Consider the following 19,080-nt stretch of genomic DNA (forward strand, 5'->3'; position numbering starts at 1 on the left):
GTTGCCGGTTCGATAATAAGAGGCGAGGATGGCGATGCGCTTTGAAGGCACCAGCGATTATGTCGCGACCGATGACCTGAAGGTGGCGGTGAACGCCGCGGTGACGCTTCGCCGACCCTTGCTAGTGAAGGGTGAGCCGGGCACCGGCAAGACCGTCCTGGCCTATGAGATCGCGCGGGCGGTTGGCGCGCCGCTGATCGAATGGAACGTCAAATCGACGACCAAGGCGCAGCAAGGGCTGTATGAATATGACGCGGTGGCGCGGCTGCGCGACGGGCAATTGGGCGATCCGCGCGTCAATGATATTTCGAACTATATCCGGCGCGGCAAATTGTGGGAGGCGTTCACGTCGCCGCAATTGCCGGTGCTGCTGATCGACGAGATCGACAAGGCCGACATCGAATTTCCCAACGATCTGTTGCAGGAACTCGATCGCATGGAATTCCATGTCTATGAAACCGGCGAAACGGTGAAGGCTGCCGAGCGTCCGATCGTCGTCATCACCTCGAACAACGAAAAGGATTTGCCCGACGCTTTCCTTCGCCGTTGTTTTTTCCATTACATCAAGTTTCCCGATCGCGCGACGATGCAGGCGATCATCGACGTGCATTTTCCCAACATTCAAAAGCTGTTGGTGAACAAGGCGATGGATATTTTTTACGACCTGCGCGACGTGCCGGGCCTGAAGAAAAAGCCGTCTACCAGTGAATTGCTCGATTGGCTCAAGCTGCTGCTGCACGAAGACATGCCGCTGGAAGTGCTCCAGTCGCGTGATCCGACCAAGGCGATCCCGCCGCTGCACGGCGCGCTGCTGAAGAACGAACAGGATGTGATGCTGTTCGAACGGCTCGCCTTCATGGCCCGGCGGCAGAACTGATGCCGACGAAGGCATGCCGGTCTTCGCCGAGTAACGCTTGATTAACCGGCTTCGGTAATAAGCTGGCAGGTGGCCGGGGGTGGCGTGCTACCGAAACAGGGAGTGAGCGATGCGAAGGTTCGCTGCAATCTCGATGCTGTTTGCATCTGTGCTAGCGGCTCCGGCTTTGCGGGCGCAGTCGATCATTCAGGACTATGTCGGCGAATGCGTGCCGTTCGCTCGCGCGGTTTCGGGTATCCAGATCTGGGGCAATGCCCACAGCTGGTGGGAGCAGGCCGCCGGCAAATATGATCGCGGCAATCGCCCGCGTATCGGCGCAGTGCTGGTGTTCGCGAGCACCGACCAGCTCAAATTCGGCCATGTCGCGGTGGTCAGCCGGATCATCGAGGATCGAACGGTGATGGTCACCCACGCCAATTGGTCGCGGATCGGCGGCAAGCGCGGACGCGCCGAACAGGATGTGACGCTGTTCGACGTGTCGTCGCGCGGCGACTGGAGCCGGGTAAAGGTCTGGTATCGCGACAGCGACGGCCTGGGTGGCAGCAGCTACCCGGTATATGGCTTCATCTATGGCAAGGGCGGAAAAGCCCCGCCTGCACGGCCAGCCCCCGAACTCACCAGCAACCGCCCCGATTATGTCGGATCGCTGATCGACGCCTATGCCCGGTAGCGGCGGGTTGGCGCGTCGATAATCACCGCTTGCGTGGGCTTGGCGGCACGGCCACACTTTCAACCATGTTTCACGGCTTCATCGACGCGCTGCGGAGCGCCGGCATTTCCGCCAGCCTGAAAGAGCATCTGGTGCTGCTCGAAGCGCTGGATCGCGACGTGATCGATTCCACGCCCGATGCCTTTTATTATCTCGCGCGCGCCACCTTCGTGAAGGACGAAGGGCTGCTCGATCGTTTCGACCAGGTTTTCGCACAGGTTTTTCGCGGGATCGCCGCTCCCGGCACCGACAGCGCCGCTGTGCCCGACGAATGGCTGCGGGCGATCGCCGAGAAATATCTGTCGCCCGAAGACATGGCCAAGATCGAATCGCTCGGCAGTTGGGATGAGATCATGGAGACGCTCAAGCGGCGGCTTCAGGAACAGAAAGAGCGGCACGAGGGCGGCAGCAAGTGGATCGGCACGGGCGGCACCAGCCCCTATGGCAATTCGGGCTATAATCCCGAAGGCGTTCGTATCGGCGGCGAATCAAAGCATAAGCGCGCGCTGAAACTGTGGGACCAGCGCGAGTTCCGCAATCTGGACAACACTCGCGAGCTTGGCACGCGCAACATCAAGGTGGCGATGCGCCGCCTGCGCCGCTTCGCCCGTACCGGGGCGGCGGACGAGCTCGATCTCGATGCCACGATCGAGGGCACCGCGAAGCAAGGCTGGCTCGACGTACAGATGCGTCCCGAGCGGCATAATGCGGTCAAATTGCTGCTGTTCCTCGACGTCGGCGGGTCGATGGACCCGTTTGTGAAGCTGTGCGAAGAATTGTTCTCCGCCGCGACCAGCGAGTTCAAGAACCTCGAATTCTTCTACTTCCACAACTGCCCCTATGAGGGCGTGTGGAAGGACAATCGCCGCCGCTCGACCGAGCGCACGCCGATGTGGGACGTGCTGCACAAATATGGCCATGATTATAAGTTGGTTATCGTCGGCGATGCCTCGATGAGTCCCTATGAGATCACCCACCCCGGCGGATCGGTCGAGCATTTCAACGAAGAATCGGGCGCGGTGTGGCTGCAACGGCTGACCAACACCTATGGCTCGGCGGTGTGGCTCAATCCGCTGCCAAAGGACCAATGGGGCTATACCCAATCGGTGCGGATCCTGCGCGAGCGGATGCGGGAGCGGATGTATCCGCTGACATTGGCCGGGCTGGACGAGGCGATGCGCGAACTGGGGCGCAAGGCCTGACTGCGGCGATTACAGCCGCTCGACCGCGCGCTTTAGCTTACGCAGCATCGCAAGATCGCCTGCCGGCATCGCCGCGGCTTCATCCGCCACCGCCATCAGCCGCACCGCGCCGAAGCTGGCGGCCAATCCCTTGAGGCGCCATGCCCCTGCGGTCCATGCATCACCGGTTTCAGCGAGCGTCAGGGCGGCCAGTGCGCGTTGCGTGCTGTCGAGAAACGCCTCGCGCAGTTCGGCGATCAGTGCAGGCTCATCGCCTACCGCAGCTGCCAACGTCGCATCGATTGCACCAGGATCATAAGCCATTGCGCCAAGACCTAGCCCAATCCGGTTAACGCATGGTTTCGCTATCGCGGGCGCAGAAACATGGTACACCAAGGCTATGAACGGGGGTTCTCGCATCATCGACCTGCGCCACGATCGCACCCATGAACCCGAGGAATCGGCGCTGCCGCCCGATCATGATTCGGTGGCAAGCGTCGAAGATCACGAAACGCCGCCCATGCGTGATTCTCGCTTGCCGGCGATCCTGGCTGCGGCGGCGCTGATCGGGTGGATCGGCTTTGCCGCATGGCTGCTGCTGCGATCGCCCGCCATGGCGCTGGAGCCTGTGGCGCTGGTCCAGTTGATTGCAGCGCTTTGCGTCCCGCCCGCGCTGATCGCTATCGTCTATTTGCTTTCGACCCGTAACGGGCGTGCCGAAGCGCGTCGTTTCGGTGCCACCGCGCAGGCGATGCGCGTGGAAGCCGCAACGCTCGAAGTGCGGATCGCCGCGCTGTCGGATCGGATCGAGGCCAATCGCGCGGCGCTGAACGAACAAGCGCACGCGCTGATCGCCGCCGGCGACGAGACGAGCGAGCGGTTGCAGCATGTCAGCAACGTCGTCGTCCGCGACGTCGCCTCGGTCCACGCCGCCGCGCGCACGCTGGGCGAATCGGCGGACACTGCCAGCAAGCGGCTGGCGGTGCTGATCGCCACGATGCCGCGCGCCAATGCCGAAGTGCAGACGATGACCGAAACGCTCGACCGGCTCGGGCTGGCAGCTGGACAACAGGTATCCGGGCTCGACGCACAATTGGCAGCGCTCGCCGAGCGTGGCCGGGTCGCCGACGAACTGACCGGCGGTGCGGCGCAGCGGCTGGCGGCACATATCGCGCGGATGGAGGCGACCAGCGAAAGCGCGGGCGCGCGGCTTGAGGCGGTGACCGCCGACACCTCCGCTGCGGTCGATGCGGTGCTCGATCGCGCGGCGCAGGCGATCGATGAGGCGCGACGCGGCATCGCGGCGCAGGGCGATGCGATGATGGCGATGCTCACCTCGAACCAGGCAACGCTCGACCGCGTGGGCCGCGAAGGGATGGATACGCTCGTAGCGCGGCTCGCCACGGTCGAGGAAGTGATCGCGCGGATCGCGGCGGTGCTCGAGCGCGAACGCGACCATGCCGACCTGTTGTTCGACACGCTCGACACCAATGTCGCCGGGGCGACGGCGCAGCTCGATCTGCTGCACGAAACCGGCGTTCAGCGCACCGGATCACTCGCCCAATCGGTGGCGGCGGTCACCATCGGCCTCGACGCGATGCGCGATTCGATGCGCGCGGGCGACACCGTCGCGGCATCGACGATCGACCGTGCCGAAGGGCTGTTGACCGCGCTCGACGCCGCCGTGCGCGAAATCGACGAAACCCTGCCCGAAGCGTTGGCGCGGCTCGACGCGCGCGTGGGGCAAAGCCGGTCGATCGTCGGCGCCGCCAAGCCCGAGTTGCTCGCGCTGGTGAACGCCGCCGAGAGCACGCACGACGCAATCGATGCGATCAACGCAACGGTTATCGCGCAGCGCGATACGCTGGTGGCGCTGTCTGCCGCATTGGTCGAGGCGCTCGGCACTGGCAGCGACCGAATCGACGGTATCCAGCAATCGATCGAAACGACGATCGCGCAAACCCGCGACTTCGCCCATGAATCCGCCCCGCAATTGGTCGAGGCGCTGATCAGGATCCGCGAAACCGCCGCTGCGGCGACCGAACATGCCCGCACGGCGTTGGCCAGCGTCATTCCCGAAGCCGCCACCCGCCTTGAAACCGCATCGGTGCAGGCGCTGGCCCGCGCGATCGACGAGGCCGTCACGCGGCAATTGGGGTTGCTGGGGCAAGCCGCCGACGATGCCGTGCGCGCCGCCACCCGCGCGTCGCAGCAAGTGGGCGCGCAGATGGAAAGCATCGCCGAGGCGACCGCGCGCATCGACGACCGGATCGACGAGGCACGCAGCGAACGCGAAGCCGCCGACCGCGACGGCTTTGGCAGGCGCGTATCGCTGTTGATCGAGGCGCTCAATTCGGCGTCGATCGACATTGCCCGCGCCTTGTCGTCGGATGTCTCGGACACCGCCTGGTCGGCCTATCTGAAAGGCGATCGCGGCGTATTCACCCGCCGCGCCGTAAAGCTGATCGAGCCCGGCCAGCTTCGCGAGATCACCCAGTTGTACGACACCGACGCCAATTTCCGCGACCAGGTGAACCGCTACATCCACGATTTCGAGGCTATGCTGCGCCAGGTACTGGCGCATCGCGATGGCTCCCCGCTGGGGGTGACCTTGCTATCGTCCGATGCTGGGAAGCTGTATGTGGCGCTGGCGCAGGCGATCGAGCGATTGCGGGCCTGACGAGAAAGCCCCTCCCTGGCAAGGAGGCAGCGCCTGGCTGCTGCGCGCCGAGCTTTACCGCCGGCGGGCGTTGACGAAGTCGAGCATCTCGGCGGTTACCCACCCGTTGACGTAATTCGCATAAAACGCGCCGAACAGCACCGCCGACACGATCGTCGTCAACAGCGCGACGCGGCCCATGTTGAAATGTGTCGGCGCGCTGTCGGCCTGGCCCGGCACGCGCTCAATCCCTGCTTCGTCGGTGGTCCGCACGCCGAACGGCAGCACGAAGAACACCGACAACGCCCAAAACAGGAAATAGATCGCCATTGCCGATTGCCAGGCCATCGCGTCAGCCCTCGATCAACAATACGTCGACCACCGGCTTCTTGCCGGTCCAACGGGTCGCCACCCGCCGCGTGGCAAGGCGGATCGCCTCGGTCCGCTTTTCGGCATTGCGCTCGCTGGTCGACAGCACCTTGATGATCGCGCCCTGCACTTCGGCGAGGAAGGGTTCGCGGTCTTCCTCGACCGGCACGCCCTGCACCTTCACCTGTGGCTGGCCGATAATGCGTCCGCCCTTGCCGATCGCCACCGCGACCGACATCTGACCATAGGTCGCAAGCCGCCGCCGCTCGTTGATCGTCGAACCATCGGCAGGCAGGATCACGTCACCGTCGAGCAACAGCCGGCCGACCGTAGCAAAACCGATCCGCTTGGGCTCACCCGGCGACAGCCGAAGCACATCGCCATTTTTTTGCACGACCGAGCGCTTGATGCCCTGTGCCGTTGCGAACTTGCCATGTTCGGTGAGGTGACGACCCTCGCCATGTACCGGCACCACTATTTGCGGGCGGATCCACTTGTACATCTTGGCGAGTTCGGGACGCCCCGGATGGCCCGATACATGCACATGCGCCTGCTTGTCGGTGATCAGTTCGATCCCGCGCTCAGCGAGCGTGTTCATGATCTTGCCGATCGCGACTTCGTTGCCCGGAATCTGCTTCGACGAGAAAATCACCCGATCGCCCGATTCGAGCTTGAGCTGATGGCTGCCCGACGAAATCCGCGACAGCGCAGCGCGATCCTCGCCCTGCCCGCCGGTGCCGATGATCAACAGCTTGCCGCGCGGCAGCCGCATCGCGGTGTCGAAGTCGACCGTCTCGGGGAAGTCCTTGAGATAGCCGGTCGCCTTGGCAACCTTCAGGATGCGGTCGAGCGAACGCCCGGCGACGCAGACCTGACGGCCATTGGCGATGGCGCAGCTTGCCAGCGTCTGCAGCCGCGCCGCGTTCGACGCGAAGCTGGTGACCAACACCCGCCGGCCCTCGGCCCGCGCGATTTCGGCGTGCAGCCCGGCGCGGACGTCTTCTTCCGAACCCGATGCGGTTTCGTTGAGCACGTTGGTCGAATCGCACATCATCGCCAGCACGCCCTTGTCGCCGATGGCGGTCAATTGCGCCGGGCTGGCCGGGGTGCCGACTTGCGGCGCATCGTCGAGCTTGAAATCGCCGGTGTGGAACACGCGGCCATATTTGGTCTCGATCACCAGCGCGCTTGGCTCGGGGATCGAATGCGCCATCGGTACGAAGGTAACGCCGAACGGCCCCACCTTCACGCTGCCGCCGATTTCGATGATCTTGAGCTTCACCTGCTTGGCAATGCCCTCTTCCTCGAGCTTGCCGCGGATCAGCCCCGCGGTAAACGGCGTGGCATAGATCGGCACGCCCAAGTCGGCGGCGAAATAGGGCAAGGCACCGATATGGTCCTCATGCCCATGCGTAATGACGATACCCGCCAGATCATCGACGCGATCTTCGATGAATTGCAGGTCGGGCAGGATGATGTCGATGCCCGGATAGGCAGGGTCGGCGAAAGTCACGCCGCAATCTACCATCAACCATTTACCGTCCGCGCCATACAGGCTGACATTCATGCCGATTTCGCCCGAGCCGCCAAGGGCGACATAGAGCAGTTCTTTTCCTGGAGTCACTTCGTTCCTGTTCTTACTTCTAGTGGAATGAAGGCCCCCGCCGCCGCCCGATTCCTGAGCTTGTCAAAACGCCGGAAAAACCGGCGGCGTTTTGACAAACGCATGAGGGGGAAGATGGCGGAGGCCGTTTCGGTGCTATACCGATCCTTGCGCTATATGGCGACGCGACCACAAAATCGCCAGCCCCTGAATGGTCAGGTCCGATTCAATCGTGTCGAATGCCTCAGTTTGTTTCTCGAACAACATCGCCAGGCCGCCGGTGGCGATCACTTTTACCGGCCGACCGATCTCGGCGCGCAGCCGTGCGACCAGCCCCTCGATCATCGCGATATAGCCCCAGTAGATGCCGATGTGCATTTGATCGACCGTGGTGCGGCCGATAACGCTGGCATTGCCCGGTGCCTCAATCGCGATACGCGGCAGTTTGGCGGTGGCGTTCACCAGCGCGTCGAGCGACAGGTTGATGCCCGGCGCGATGATCCCGCCCTTATATGCGCCGGTATAGTCGGCGACGTCGAACGTGGTCGCAGTGCCGAAATCGATGATGATCAGGTCGCCCGCATGGCTTTCATGCGCGGCAATCACGTTGAGCGCGCGATCGGCCCCCACCGCATCGGGTTCATCGACATCGAGCGAGATGCCCCATGGCGCATCGCCCTTGCCCGCGATCACCGCATCGGTCTTGAAATATTTCGATGCCAGCACTTGGAGGTTATGCAGCGCGCGCGGCACGACGGTGCCGACGATCACCCCGGTCACTTGGCTCCGCTCATAGCCTTCGAGCGCCAGCAACTGGCTCAGCCACACCGCATATTCATCAGCGGTGCGGCGCGGATCGGTGGCGATCCGCCAGCGCGCACGGATCACGCGGTCGGCATCGACCAGCGCAAAGACGATATTGGTATTCCCGGCATCGATCGCGAGCAGCATTGGCAGTCCCTTACGTCACGCTGGCGAGGTTTAGCGGCCAACCCCTACGCCGTTCGCCCCTGGCTTGTCGAAGTGCCGTCCTGTTTTTCGGGTCGCGAACATCGGGCGCAGCGCAGCGATCAGACAAGAAACACATCCCCCGCATGCATGACATGCAACCGCCCATCGGCCAACCGCAGCATCAATGCGCCGTCGCTGCTAAGCCCTTCGAACAGGCCGTCGACTACGCCGCCGTCGGGCAGCCGCACCTGCAACGCCGTGCCAACGCGGTGCGCGTGCGCGGTCCAACGATCGCGCACCGGCCCCAAGCCCTCGCCGCGCCAGCGTCGGAGCCAATGGCCAAAGCTGTCGGCCAGCGTTTCGATGAAGTCGGCAGGTGCCACCACCGCGCCATGCACGGCAAGGCTTGTCGTGGCCCGGTCGGCCAGATCGGGATGGTGCGCCAGATTGACGCCGATGCCGGCGACCACGGCGTTGTCGGCGCGCTCCAGCAGGATACCCGCCAGCTTCGCTCGCCCGACCAGCAAATCATTGGGCCATTTCAGCGCGACGCCGCATCCCGCCCCTACATAGGAGAGCACGACCTCGGCCAGCGCGACCCCTGCTACCAGCGAAAGCGTGGCAGCGGGCGGATCGGTGGGGCGCAGCCGAACGAGCGTGCTGGCGTATAAATTGCCGACCGGCGACTCCCACGCCCTGCCCTGCCGCCCGCGCCCGGCAGTCTGTCGCTCGGCGCGAAGCCAGCTCGCCTCGGGCGCGCCGCTGGCGGCCAAGGCGAGCAGGTCGACATTGGTCGACCCGGTTTCAGCGACGCAGCGTATTTGGCTCAGAACAATGCTCGCGCCGCCAGGACGCTCCACCCGCCCAGCAGCGGGATCGCGAAATAGCCAAGCGGTGAAATGAACGCAGCGGTCACCGCGATGATGCCGTTCTCGACGGTGCTGCAGCTGCGCGGGAAGGCCGGGGCCGGTGCATCGAAATACATCGTCTTGATCACGCGCAGGTAATAATAGGCACCGATCACCGAAGCCGCGATACCGATCACTGCCAGCGGAAACAGACCGGCGGAAACCGCAGCGTCGAACACCGCGAACTTGGCGTAGAAACCGAACAGCGGCGGGATACCGGCAAGGCTGAACATGAACATCGCCAGCGCCAGCGCAAGGCCGGGGCGCGTCTGCGACATGCCCGACAGGCTGCTGAGCGTTTCGACCGGCACACCGTCATCATCGCGCATCTGCAACACGATCACGAAGCTGCCAAGCGTCATCGCAACATAGATGGTCATATAGACCAGCACGCTCGCCACGCCCTGTTCGGTGCCGGCCGCAAGGCCGATCAGCGCGAAGCCAACATTGTTGATCGACGAATAGGCGAGCAGCCGCTTGATGTTGGTCTGGCCGATCGCCGCGACCGCACCGAAGATGATCGACGCCAGCGCGGCAAAGATCACGATCTGCCGCCATTCCAGCAGTGCCGGTCCCATCGCCTCGGTCGCGACGCGCACCGTCAGCGCGACCGCGGCAACCTTTTGCGCGGTGGCAAAGCTGATCGTCACTGGGGTGGGTGCGCCCTCATAGACGTCGGGGGTCCACATGTGGAACGGCACCGCAGCGATCTTGAACGCCAGGCCGGCGAACACGAACACCAGCCCGAACAGCAGCCCGGTCGACGTTCCGGCAGCATAGGCCGCCGCGATGTCGGCATAGATCGTCGTGCCGCTGAAGCCATAGACCAAGCTGATGCCGTACAGCAGGATGCCGCTGGCAAGCGCGCCGAGGATGAAATATTTGAGGCCCGCTTCGGCCGAACGCTGGTCGCGTCGCATGAAGCTGGCGAGGACATAAGCGGCAAGGCTTTGCAGCTCGAGCCCAACATACAGGCTGAGCAAATCGCCCGCCGACACCATCATGCCCATGCCAACTGCGCTCAGCAGGATAAGCACCGGATATTCGGGCCGCAAGTCATCGCCCGAGGTCTGCTGGAAAAAGCGCGGGGCAATGACGATCGCCGCCGCCGACGCGATATAGATCAGCACCTTGGCAAAGGTGCCGAACGCATCGGCGCGATACAGGCCGTCAAACGCTTCACCGCCGGTCGATGCCGGGCCGATCAGCGAGATGCCCGCGCCCAACAATACGGCAATCGCCGCCCAGCTTACCGCGCGCGTCGATGCCTGGCCGCCCCAGGCCCCCACCAGCATCAGCGCCAGCGCACCGACCGTCAGTACCAGCTCGGGCAGGATCATCAGGAATTGGCTAGCGTAAGACATCAATGCTCTCCGCCTTCGGCACCGGCCGAATGCGCATAGGCGCTCGCAACCGCCGCGCGCTCGGCAACAGCGGCGCGGGCTTCGGGAGTACCAGGGGTCGGTCGGGAATCACTCGGCGGCGCTGCGCGATCCAGTCGTGCCAGCAATGTCGTGACGTCGGCGCGCATCGGGGCCAGGAATGGCTCGGGATAGACACCCATCCACAGCACCGCGGCAGCGATCGGGGCAAGCAAGGCAATCTCACGCCTCGACAGATCGGGCATCGCGCGGACATCGTCCTTGGTCAGCTCACCCCACACCACGCGGCGGTACAGGTACAGCATATATGCCGCGCCCAGGATAATCCCGGTGGTGCAAAGCAGCGCGATCGTCGTCGACACCTGATAGGTGCCCGCAAGGCTCAGGAACTCACCGACAAAGCCCGAGGTGCCGGGCAAGCCGATCGACGCCATCGTGAACAGCAGGAAGAAGATCGCATAGCGCGGCATGTTGTTGGCAAGCCCGCCATATCGTCCGATCTCGCGGGTGTGCAGCCGGTCATAGATCACGCCGACGCACAGGAACAGCGCAGCCGACACCAGGCCATGCGACAGCATGACGATCATCGCGCCCTCGATCCCCTGCTGATTGAACGCGAACAGCCCGATCGTGACGATCGCCATATGCGCGACCGAGGAATAGGCGATCAGCTTCTTCATGTCCTGCTGCACCAGCGCCACCAGCGACGTATAAATCACCGCTACCGCCGACAGCCCGAACACCAGCCAGGTCAGTTGCCCCGATGCTTCGGGAAACATCGGCAGGCTGAAGCGAAGAAAGCCATAGCCGCCAAGCTTGAGCAGCACGCCCGCCAGGATCACCGAGCCTGCGGTCGGTGCCTGAACATGCGCGTCGGGCAGCCAGGTATGCACCGGCCACATCGGCATCTTCACCGCGAACGAGGCAAAGAATGCAAGCCACAGCCATGTCTGCACATCCGCCGGGAAATCATATTCCATCAACGCCGGGATCGACGACGTGCCCGCATTGACGCTCATATAGAGCATCGCAATGAACATCAGCACCGAGCCGAGCAGCGTGTAGAGGAAGAATTTGTAGCTGGCGTAAATCCGGTTTGCGCCGCCCCAGATGCCGATGATCAGATACATCGGGATCAGGCCACCTTCAAAGAAGATGTAGAACAGGAACAGATCCTGCGCCGCGAAGGTGCCGATCATCAGCACCTCTACCAGCAGGAACGCCGCCATATATTCTGGCACGCGCTGCGTAACCGCTGTCCAGCTCGCGCCGATGCAGATCGGCATCAGGAACACGCTGAGCATGATCAGCATCAACGCAAAGCCGTCGATCCCCAGCGCCCAGGAAAAGCGCCCGAACAGCGGCGCATATTCGACGAACTGCCATTGCGCGGCCGCACCGCCAATGTCGAAATTGGCCCACAAAATACAGCCGAGCGCAAAATCGATCAGCGTCGCGACCAATGCCGTCAGCCGCGCCGTCCTGGCATCGACGAACAGGCAGGCAATCGCCGCCAGCGCAGGAACCGCTAGCATTACCGAAAGAATGGGAAAGCCTTCCATCAGCCTTGCCCCGCAATGGCCCAGGTGACCGCGGCGGTAAGCCCGATCAGCATGACAAACGCATAGGAATACACATATCCCGATTGAATGCGGCCCGCGAGCCGACTGGAAAGCGCGACGACCGCCGCCGACCCGTTGGGACCGAACCGATCGATGGTCCCCTCGTCACCCGCCTTCCAAAACAATCGGCCGATGGCGAATGCAGGACGCACGAACAACAGGTCGTAAAGCTCGTCAAAATACCATTTGTTGAGCAGGAACCGGTAGAGCACGCGGAAGGTCTCGGCGAACTTCGCCGGGAAAGCGGGTGCCCAGATATAGGCGAGCCACGCCACCACCAGCCCGATGACCATCACGATCGTCGCCGCCAGTTTCACCAGCAACGGTACTTCGTGCATCTCGTGCGCCAGCGTCGAATCGAAGAAGATCGAACCCTTCCAGAAGGTCGCGCCCGCTTCGGGTTCGAGGAAATAATGGTGGAAGCCAAGGCCAGCGGCGACCGCGCCAACGGTGAGCACCAGCAAGGGGATCAACATCGCGATGCCACTCTCGTGCGGATGATAGCCACCAGTGCCGGTCTTCACCTCATGCGCGCCCGGAGCATGGGCATGCGGATCGGCACTCGCATGTTCGTCCGCAGGCTCGTCATGATGATCGTGCGAGTCATGCAGCGCGTGCTGGATATGCTCCGATGCTGCCCAGCGCGGCTTGCCCCAAAAGGTGAGGAACATCAGCCGCCACGAATAGAAGCTGGTGAGCAATGCCGCGAGCGTCCCGACCCAGAACGCGCCCTGCCCTTCGGCACCCGAAGCCCAGGCGGCCTCGAGGATCGCGTCCTTCGAATAAAAGCCCGCAAAGCCGCCGAACCCGTAGATACCGACACCGGTGATCGCGAGCGTTCCCGCCAGCATCGTCCAGAAGGTCACCGGGATCGATTTCCGCAGGCCGCCATAGAAACGCATATCCTGCTCATGGTGCATCGCATGGATGACCGAGCCCGCGCCCAGGAACAGCAACGCCTTGAAGAAAGCGTGGGTGAACAGGTGGAACATCGCCGCGCCATAGGCACCGACGCCAGCAGCGAAGAACATGTAGCCGAGCTGCGAGCAGGTCGAATAAGCGATCACGCGCTTGATGTCGGTCTGCACCGTGCCGATCGTCGCGGCGAAGATGCAGGTCGCAGCACCAACGCCGGTCACCACCGCCAGCGCCACCGGCGATGTCTCGAACATCGGCGACAGGCGGCAGACCATGAATACGCCAGCGGTGACCATCGTCGCGGCATGGATCAGCGCCGACACCGGGGTCGGCCCCTCCATCGCGTCGGGCAGCCAAGTGTGCAGGCCGAGCTGCGCCGACTTGCCCATCGCGCCGATGAACAGCAGCAGGCAAAGGATCGTCATGGTGTCGAGGCGATAGCCGAGGAAACCAATCGTCGAACCCGCCATTTCGGGCGCGGCGGCGAGGATCTCGGGGATCGAGATCGTGCCGAACACCAGATAGGTGCCGAAAATCCCCAGCATGAAGCCCAGATCGCCAACGCGGTTGACGACAAACGCCTTGATCGCAGCAGCTTGCGCCGATGGCTTTTTGTACCAGAAGCCGATCAGCAGATAGCTTGCAAGGCCAACGCCTTCCCAGCCGAAGAACATCTGCACCAGATTGTCGGCGGTCACGAGCATCAGCATCGCGAAGGTGAACAGCGAAAGATACGCGAAGAAGCGCGGCTGATCGGGATCTTCGTCCATATAGCCCCAGCTATACAGATGGACGAGCGCCGAGACGGTAGTGATGACGACCAGCATGATCGCGGTCAGCGTGTCGACGCGCAGCGACCAGTCGACCGTCATCGTGCCCGACTGCATCCACAGCAATACCGGGGTGACGGTCGCATCGGCGCTGCCCGCGACGAACGACAGGAAGATCGGCCAAGAAAGCGCGCACGAAATGAACAGCGCGCCGGTCGTCACCAGCTTGGCCGGAACATTGCCGATCGCGCGATTGCCGAGGCCCGCGACGATTGCCGCGAGCAGCGGCAGGAAAACGATGATGGAAATCATGCTCACGCATCCCCCTCCCGCTGGCGGGAGGGGTTAGGGGTGGGGCTATCCACGAAGGTTGAAGCCATCAAAGGGCCCACCCCCGACCCCTCCCGCGAGCGGGAGGGGGGAAGATCAAACAAGCGCACCATCACCCCTTCATCCGATTGGCATCGTCGACCGCGATCGAACCGCGCCCACGGAAATAAATCACCAGGATCGCCAGCCCGATCGCTGCCTCGCCGGCAGCGACGGTCAACACAAACATCGCAAACACCTGCCCGACCAGATCACCCAGATACGCCGAGAACGCGACCAGGTTCAGGTTCACCGCCAACAGGATCAGTTCGATCGCCATCAGGATGATGATCAGGTTCTTGCGATTGAGGAAAATCCCCATCACGCCCAGCGCGAAAAGTAGCGCGCCGACGACCAGATAATGGTTGAGGCCGATCACAATTCCACCCCCGTGCCAACCGGCTGGTTGATCTTGCGCACTGCATCCTTGGCCCGGCGATTCACCTGCGCCGAAATATTCTGCACGCGAACCCCGCCGCGCTCACGATGCGTCAGCACGATCGCGCCGATCATGGCGACCAGCAGAACCAGACCAGCACCTTCAAATACGAACAGATAGCGGGTGTAGAGCAGCCGCCCGATCGCCTCGATATTCGGCACCGCCGCGTCAATCGGCGCAATCCGCGTCGCAAGCTCGATGCCGCCGGCGCTCCAGGCACCGACACCGATGATGATCTCCGCCGCCAGCGCCACCGCCAGCGCAAAGCCGATCGGCAGATACCGAACGAAGCCCGCACGAAGCTCGGCAAAGTCGATGTCGAGCATCATCACCACGAACAGGAACAGCACCGCGACCGCGCCGACATATACCACGATCAGCAGCATCGCGATGAACTCGGCCCCGATCAGGATCATCAGCCCGGCGGCGTTCAGAAACGCCAGGATCAGCCACAACACCGAATGCACCGGGTTGCGCGCGGTGATCACCAGCGCGGCCGAAACCACCACGATCGATGCGAACAGATAAAAGGCGATTGCCTGGATCAACGAAGCGACTCCCGCACGCGAACCGTCGCCCCGGCAAAGGTCAGCAACGCGCGGCACAAGCGCGCGTTTCGAAGCCGGGAGGCCCCGGCTTTCGCCCGGGCAACGGTGAAACTCTTGGACATCTTGACCCCTCTGGCCGGTCGCTTAACGATACGGCGCGTCGGCGGCAAGGTTCGCGGCGATCGCGCGCTCCCAGCGATCGCCGTTCGCGAGCAGCTTATCCTTGTGATAGATCAACTCTTCGCGCGTTTCGGTCGAAAATTCGAAATTCGGCCCTTCGACGATGGCATCGACCGGGCACGCCTCGGCGCACAAGCCGCAGTAGATGCACTTGGTCATGTCGATGTCGTAGCGCGTCGTGCGGCGGCTGCCGTCGTCGCGCGGCTCGGCCTCGATCGTGATCGCCAGGGCCGGGCACACCGCCTCGCACAGCTTGCACGCGATGCAACGTTCTTCGCCATTGGGATAGCGACGCAGCGCGTGCTCGCCGCGGAAGCGGGGCGAGATCGGGTTCTTTTCATACGGATAGTTGATCGTCGCCTTGGGCTTGAAGAAATATTTCAGCGTCAGCGCGTGCGCCTTCAAAAACTCCCACAGCGTGAAAGAGCGGACGACCTGGGCGAAACTCATGCCGAAACTCCATAGCGCGTCAGCATCAGATAACCCGACACGAGAAAGACGAAAAACAGGCTGAGCGGCAGGAATATCTTCCAGCCAAGCCGCATCAACTGGTCGTAGCGATAGCGAGGCACCGTCGCCTTGATCCACGAAAACACGAAGAAGAAGAACAGCATCTTGGCAAACAGCCAGATGATCCCCGGTACTATATAGAGCGGTGCCCAATCGACCGGCGGCAGATAGCCACCCCAGAACAGCAGCGCGTTCAGCGTGCACATCAGGATTACATTGGCATATTCGCCAAGCCAGAACAGCGCGAACGCCATCGACGAATATTCAGTCTGATACCCCGCGACCAGTTCGCTCTCGGCCTCGGTCAGATCGAACGGCGCGCGCGCGGTTTCGGCGAGCGACGAGATCAGGAACACCACCGCCATCGGGAACAGCAGCGGATTGAAGCCGAACCCGTTGATGAAGCCGAAAATCGTGCCGCGCTGCGCCTCGACAATGCCCGACAGATTGAACGTCCCTGCCCACAAAACCACCGAAACCAGCACGAAACCGATCGCGACTTCATAGCTGACCATCTGCGCCGCCGCACGCAGCGCCGAGTAGAACGGATATTTGGAGTTCGACGCCCAGCCCGCCATGATCACGCCGTACACGCCAAGCGACGACGCCGCCAAAATGTACAGCAGACCGATATTGATGTCGGCCAGCACCACCCCGACCTGAAACGGTACCACCGCCCAGACGATCAGCGCCACGGTGAAGGTGATGATCGGCGCAAGCAGGAACAGCCCCTTGTTCGCGCTGGTCGGGATGATGGTTTCCTGCAGGAACACCTTCAGCCCGTCGGCGAACGACTGGAGCAGGCCGAACGGCCCGACGACGTTCGGCCCCTTGCGCAGCGCCATCGCCGCCCAGATCTTTCGGTCGGCATAGATGATCATCGCCACCGCCAGCATCAGCGGCAGCGAGATGACCAGGATGCCGACGATCGTTGCGGTGAACCACGCGCCCTCATAGCCAAGGCCGAGCGACTGGAAGAAACTGGTCATCGACGAACCCCTTCCCCCGCCCGGGCCGCGCGCAGGCCGGCCACGGTGAGGGAGCGTAACGGTGTTGAACTAAAACGGCTCATTCCGCCGCCTCGGCAAAATCCTGCCCATGCACCAATTCGGCCGAGCAACGCTGCATCGTCGGGCTGGCGCGGCAAATCGCGTTGGTGAGATAGAAATCGGCGATCGGATAGGTCACGCCGCCCTCTGCCTGACTGGCTAGCGCGGGTGGGTTCCAGTCATACCGGACCAGCCCTTCCTGCCCGAGCGCCGGCACATCGGCAGCCATCGCCGCGCGGAGAGCCTCCAGGCTATCGAACGGCAACCGCCGCCCGAGCACGTCCGAAAGCGCGCGGAAGATCGACCAGTCCTCACGCGCATCGCCCGGCGGGAACACCGCACGATCGCCGCGCTGCACGCGCCCCTCCAGATTGACATAAGTGCCCGGCTTCTCGGCATAGCTCGCCCCCGGCAGGATGACATCGGCATGCGCCGCACCCTTGTCGCCGTGATGGCCGACATAGACCTTGAAGCTATCGGCGAAGCTGGTGAAATCGACTTCGTCCGCGCCGAGGAAGAACACCAGCTTGGGTGCCGCCGCGACGATGTCGGCAATGCCGCCCGCCTGCGCATACCCGAGCATCAACCCGCCCATCCGCGCCGCCGCCGTGTGAACAACGTTGAAGCCGTTCCAACCATCCCGAACCAGATTGAGCGACCCGGCCAGCGCCAGCGCCGCGCCATGCCCGGCCTTCAGCGCGCCAGGCCCGACGATCACCGCCGGCCGTTCGGCCTTGCTAAATACTTCCGCCACCGCCTCGGGCAAATTGCCGAGCAACGACAAATCGTCGCCGAGCCACGTTGCGCGATAGGTCAAATCGACTTCGGGTCCGATCGCGAACACCTTGGCCCCGCGCTTCATCGCCTTGCGGATGCGGGTGTTCACCAGCGGCGCTTCGTGGCGCAGATTGCTGCCCACCAGCAGGATGGCGTCGGCATCCTCGATACCCGCAATCGTGGTGTTGAACGCGACCGCGCCCAGCGAGGTCACGTCATATGCCATGCCGGTCTGCCGCCCTTCGAGCAGCGACGAGCCAAAGCCCTCGACCAGCTTCTTGGCGGCGAACATCGTTTCGCAATCGAGCAGATCGCCAGCGATTGCCGCGACGCTCGATCCGGCACCGGTCGCAACCTGCGCGATAGCGGCGAACGCTTCGTCCCATGACACCGCAACCAGCTTCCCGTCGCGGCGGACATAGGGCTTGTCGAGCCGGCGACGCACCAAGCCATCCACTGCGTGGCGGGTCTTGTCGTGCGCCCACTCTTCGTTCACGTCCTCATTGATCCGCGGCAGCGCGCGCAGCACCTGACGGCCCCGGCTGTCGAGGCGGATATTGCTGCCGACCGCGTCCATGACGTCGATCGCCAGCGTCTTTTTCAGCTCCCAGGGTCGCGCCTCGAACGCATAGGGCTTCGACGTCAGCGCACCCACGGGGCACAGATCGACGACATTGCCGCTCAATTCGCTGGTCACCGCTTTTTCGAGATAGCTGGTGATCTGCATATTCTCGCCGCGATAGATCGCGCCAATCTCTTCGACGCCCGCGACTTCCTCGGCAAAGCGGACGCAGCGCGTGCACTGGATGCAGCGCGTCATCACCGTCTTGACGATCGGCCCCATATATTTCTCGGTCACCGCGCGCTTATGCTCGGTGTAGCGCGAATGGCCGCGTCCATAGGCCATCGTCTGGTCCTGCAGGTCGCATTCGCCGCCCTGGTCGCAGATCGGGCAATCGAGCGGGTGATTGATCAACAGGAATTCCATCACGCCTTCGCGCGCGGCCTTCACCATCGCACTGTCGGTGCGGATGTCCTGTCCTTCGGCGGCAGGCAGCGCGCACGAAGCCTGCGGCTTGGGCGGCCCCGGCTTCACTTCGACCAGGCACATCCGGCAATTGCCCGCGATGCTCAGCCGCTCGTGATAGCAGAAACGCGGGATTTCCTTGCCCGCGGCCTCACAGGCCTGCAGCACCGTAGCGCCCTGCGGCACCTCGACTTCGATTCCGTCGACTTTAAGCTTTGGCATCGTGTTTTAA

17 protein-coding genes are annotated in these 19,080 nt (G+C 63.2%); 4 read left to right on the plus strand and 13 right to left on the minus strand.

What is annotated here, in order from left to right; translation table 11 throughout:
• The first annotated feature begins 34 nt into the window (after positions 1-34).
• From QU44_RS02640 to QU44_RS02650, 3 genes are all read left to right on the plus strand, one after another.
• Positions 35-877, plus strand: a complete 843-nt coding sequence (locus QU44_RS02640; RefSeq protein WP_033920024.1) for an AAA family ATPase — start codon at positions 35-37, stop codon at positions 875-877.
• 109 nt (positions 878-986) lie between these two features.
• On the plus strand, positions 987-1,547 hold the full coding sequence (locus QU44_RS02645; RefSeq protein ID WP_033919918.1) for a CHAP domain-containing protein: 561 nt from the start codon (positions 987-989) through the stop codon (positions 1,545-1,547).
• Between the two features lie 65 nt (positions 1,548-1,612).
• Positions 1,613-2,788 (plus strand): vWA domain-containing protein, encoded by a 1,176-nt coding sequence (locus QU44_RS02650; RefSeq protein ID WP_033919920.1) that lies wholly within the window; start codon positions 1,613-1,615, stop codon positions 2,786-2,788.
• Positions 2,789-2,797: 9 nt separating this feature from the next.
• On the opposite strand, the gene QU44_RS02655 is transcribed toward QU44_RS02650, so the two are convergent.
• Entirely contained in the window at positions 2,798-3,091 is a 294-nt protein-coding gene (locus tag QU44_RS02655) for a hypothetical protein (protein ID WP_033919921.1), read from the minus strand.
• Between the two features lie 76 nt (positions 3,092-3,167).
• Between QU44_RS02655 and QU44_RS02660 the strand changes: the two genes are divergently transcribed.
• Positions 3,168-5,447 carry a hypothetical protein gene (locus QU44_RS02660; RefSeq protein WP_033919922.1) on the plus strand — a complete coding sequence of 760 codons (2,280 nt, stop codon included), beginning with the start codon at positions 3,168-3,170 and terminating at the stop codon, positions 5,445-5,447.
• Positions 5,448-5,501: 54 nt separating this feature from the next.
• On the opposite strand, the gene QU44_RS02665 is transcribed toward QU44_RS02660, so the two are convergent.
• The 12 genes from QU44_RS02665 to nuoG form a co-directional block, all read right to left on the minus strand.
• Positions 5,502-5,774: a DUF1467 family protein gene (locus QU44_RS02665; RefSeq protein WP_033919923.1), complete on the minus strand. Its 273-nt coding sequence runs from the start codon at positions 5,772-5,774 to the stop codon at positions 5,502-5,504.
• Positions 5,775-5,778: 4 nt separating this feature from the next.
• Positions 5,779-7,419, minus strand: coding sequence for a ribonuclease J (locus QU44_RS02670; RefSeq protein ID WP_033919925.1), 1,641 nt, complete (start codon positions 7,417-7,419; stop codon positions 5,779-5,781).
• Between the two features lie 135 nt (positions 7,420-7,554).
• On the minus strand, positions 7,555-8,349 hold the full coding sequence (locus QU44_RS02675; protein WP_033919926.1) for a type III pantothenate kinase: 795 nt from the start codon (positions 8,347-8,349) through the stop codon (positions 7,555-7,557).
• Positions 8,350-8,468: 119 nt separating this feature from the next.
• Positions 8,469-9,209, minus strand: a complete 741-nt coding sequence (locus tag QU44_RS02680) for a biotin--[acetyl-CoA-carboxylase] ligase (RefSeq protein WP_231621585.1) — start codon at positions 9,207-9,209, stop codon at positions 8,469-8,471.
• The gene (nuoN, locus tag QU44_RS02685) at positions 9,176-10,621 is read right to left on the minus strand and encodes an NADH-quinone oxidoreductase subunit NuoN (protein ID WP_033919927.1); all 1,446 of its coding nucleotides are present in this window, start codon (positions 10,619-10,621) and stop codon (positions 9,176-9,178) included. Before nuoN ends, QU44_RS02680 begins: the two co-directional genes overlap by 34 nt.
• On the minus strand, positions 10,621-12,201 hold the full coding sequence (locus QU44_RS02690; protein WP_033919928.1) for an NADH-quinone oxidoreductase subunit M: 1,581 nt from the start codon (positions 12,199-12,201) through the stop codon (positions 10,621-10,623). The genes nuoN and QU44_RS02690 overlap by 1 nt, the downstream gene beginning before the upstream one ends.
• A complete protein-coding gene (gene nuoL, locus QU44_RS02695; protein ID WP_033919930.1) occupies positions 12,201-14,261 on the minus strand; it encodes an NADH-quinone oxidoreductase subunit L in 2,061 nt (686 codons plus the stop codon). Before nuoL ends, QU44_RS02690 begins: the two co-directional genes overlap by 1 nt.
• Before the next feature lie 130 nt (positions 14,262-14,391).
• Positions 14,392-14,697, minus strand: coding sequence for an NADH-quinone oxidoreductase subunit NuoK (nuoK, locus tag QU44_RS02700; RefSeq protein ID WP_033919931.1), 306 nt, complete (start codon positions 14,695-14,697; stop codon positions 14,392-14,394).
• Positions 14,694-15,305, minus strand: a complete 612-nt coding sequence (locus QU44_RS02705) for an NADH-quinone oxidoreductase subunit J (RefSeq protein ID WP_033919933.1) — start codon at positions 15,303-15,305, stop codon at positions 14,694-14,696. Before QU44_RS02705 ends, nuoK begins: the two co-directional genes overlap by 4 nt.
• Before the next feature lie 144 nt (positions 15,306-15,449).
• Positions 15,450-15,935, minus strand: coding sequence for an NADH-quinone oxidoreductase subunit NuoI (nuoI, locus tag QU44_RS02710; RefSeq protein WP_033919935.1), 486 nt, complete (start codon positions 15,933-15,935; stop codon positions 15,450-15,452).
• Complete coding sequence (gene nuoH / locus QU44_RS02715; RefSeq protein ID WP_033919937.1) at positions 15,932-16,984, minus strand: NADH-quinone oxidoreductase subunit NuoH; 1,053 nt, start codon at positions 16,982-16,984, stop codon at positions 15,932-15,934. Before nuoH ends, nuoI begins: the two co-directional genes overlap by 4 nt.
• Positions 16,985-17,063: 79 nt before the next feature.
• Complete coding sequence (nuoG, locus tag QU44_RS02720; RefSeq protein WP_033919939.1) at positions 17,064-19,070, minus strand: NADH-quinone oxidoreductase subunit NuoG; 2,007 nt, start codon at positions 19,068-19,070, stop codon at positions 17,064-17,066.
• Positions 19,071-19,080 lie beyond the last annotated feature (10 nt).

Source organism: Sphingomonas sp. 37zxx (genome assembly GCF_000786205.1).
Taxonomy (GTDB): Bacteria; Pseudomonadota; Alphaproteobacteria; order Sphingomonadales; family Sphingomonadaceae; genus Sphingomonas.

Excerpts from the sequence above, each read along its gene's own strand:
- QU44_RS02640 (WP_033920024.1), top strand. The coding sequence starts at position 35 with ATGCGCTTTGAAGGCACCAGCGATTATGTCGCGACCGATGACCTGAAG.
- QU44_RS02645 (WP_033919918.1), top strand. The coding sequence starts at position 987 with ATGCGAAGGTTCGCTGCAATCTCGATGCTGTTTGCATCTGTGCTAGCG.
- QU44_RS02650 (WP_033919920.1), top strand. The coding sequence starts at position 1,613 with ATGTTTCACGGCTTCATCGACGCGCTGCGGAGCGCCGGCATTTCCGCC.
- QU44_RS02655 (WP_033919921.1), bottom strand. The coding sequence starts at position 3,091 with ATGGCTTATGATCCTGGTGCAATCGATGCGACGTTGGCAGCTGCGGTA.
- QU44_RS02660 (WP_033919922.1), top strand. The coding sequence starts at position 3,168 with ATGAACGGGGGTTCTCGCATCATCGACCTGCGCCACGATCGCACCCAT.
- QU44_RS02665 (WP_033919923.1), bottom strand. The coding sequence starts at position 5,774 with ATGGCCTGGCAATCGGCAATGGCGATCTATTTCCTGTTTTGGGCGTTG.
- QU44_RS02675 (WP_033919926.1), bottom strand. The coding sequence starts at position 8,349 with ATGCTGCTCGCGATCGATGCCGGGAATACCAATATCGTCTTTGCGCTG.
- nuoN (WP_033919927.1), bottom strand. The coding sequence starts at position 10,621 with ATGTCTTACGCTAGCCAATTCCTGATGATCCTGCCCGAGCTGGTACTG.
- QU44_RS02690 (WP_033919928.1), bottom strand. The coding sequence starts at position 12,201 with ATGGAAGGCTTTCCCATTCTTTCGGTAATGCTAGCGGTTCCTGCGCTG.
- nuoL (WP_033919930.1), bottom strand. The coding sequence starts at position 14,261 with ATGATTTCCATCATCGTTTTCCTGCCGCTGCTCGCGGCAATCGTCGCG.
- nuoI (WP_033919935.1), bottom strand. The coding sequence starts at position 15,935 with ATGAGTTTCGCCCAGGTCGTCCGCTCTTTCACGCTGTGGGAGTTTTTG.
- nuoH (WP_033919937.1), bottom strand. The coding sequence starts at position 16,984 with ATGACCAGTTTCTTCCAGTCGCTCGGCCTTGGCTATGAGGGCGCGTGG.
- nuoG (WP_033919939.1), bottom strand. The coding sequence starts at position 19,070 with ATGCCAAAGCTTAAAGTCGACGGAATCGAAGTCGAGGTGCCGCAGGGC.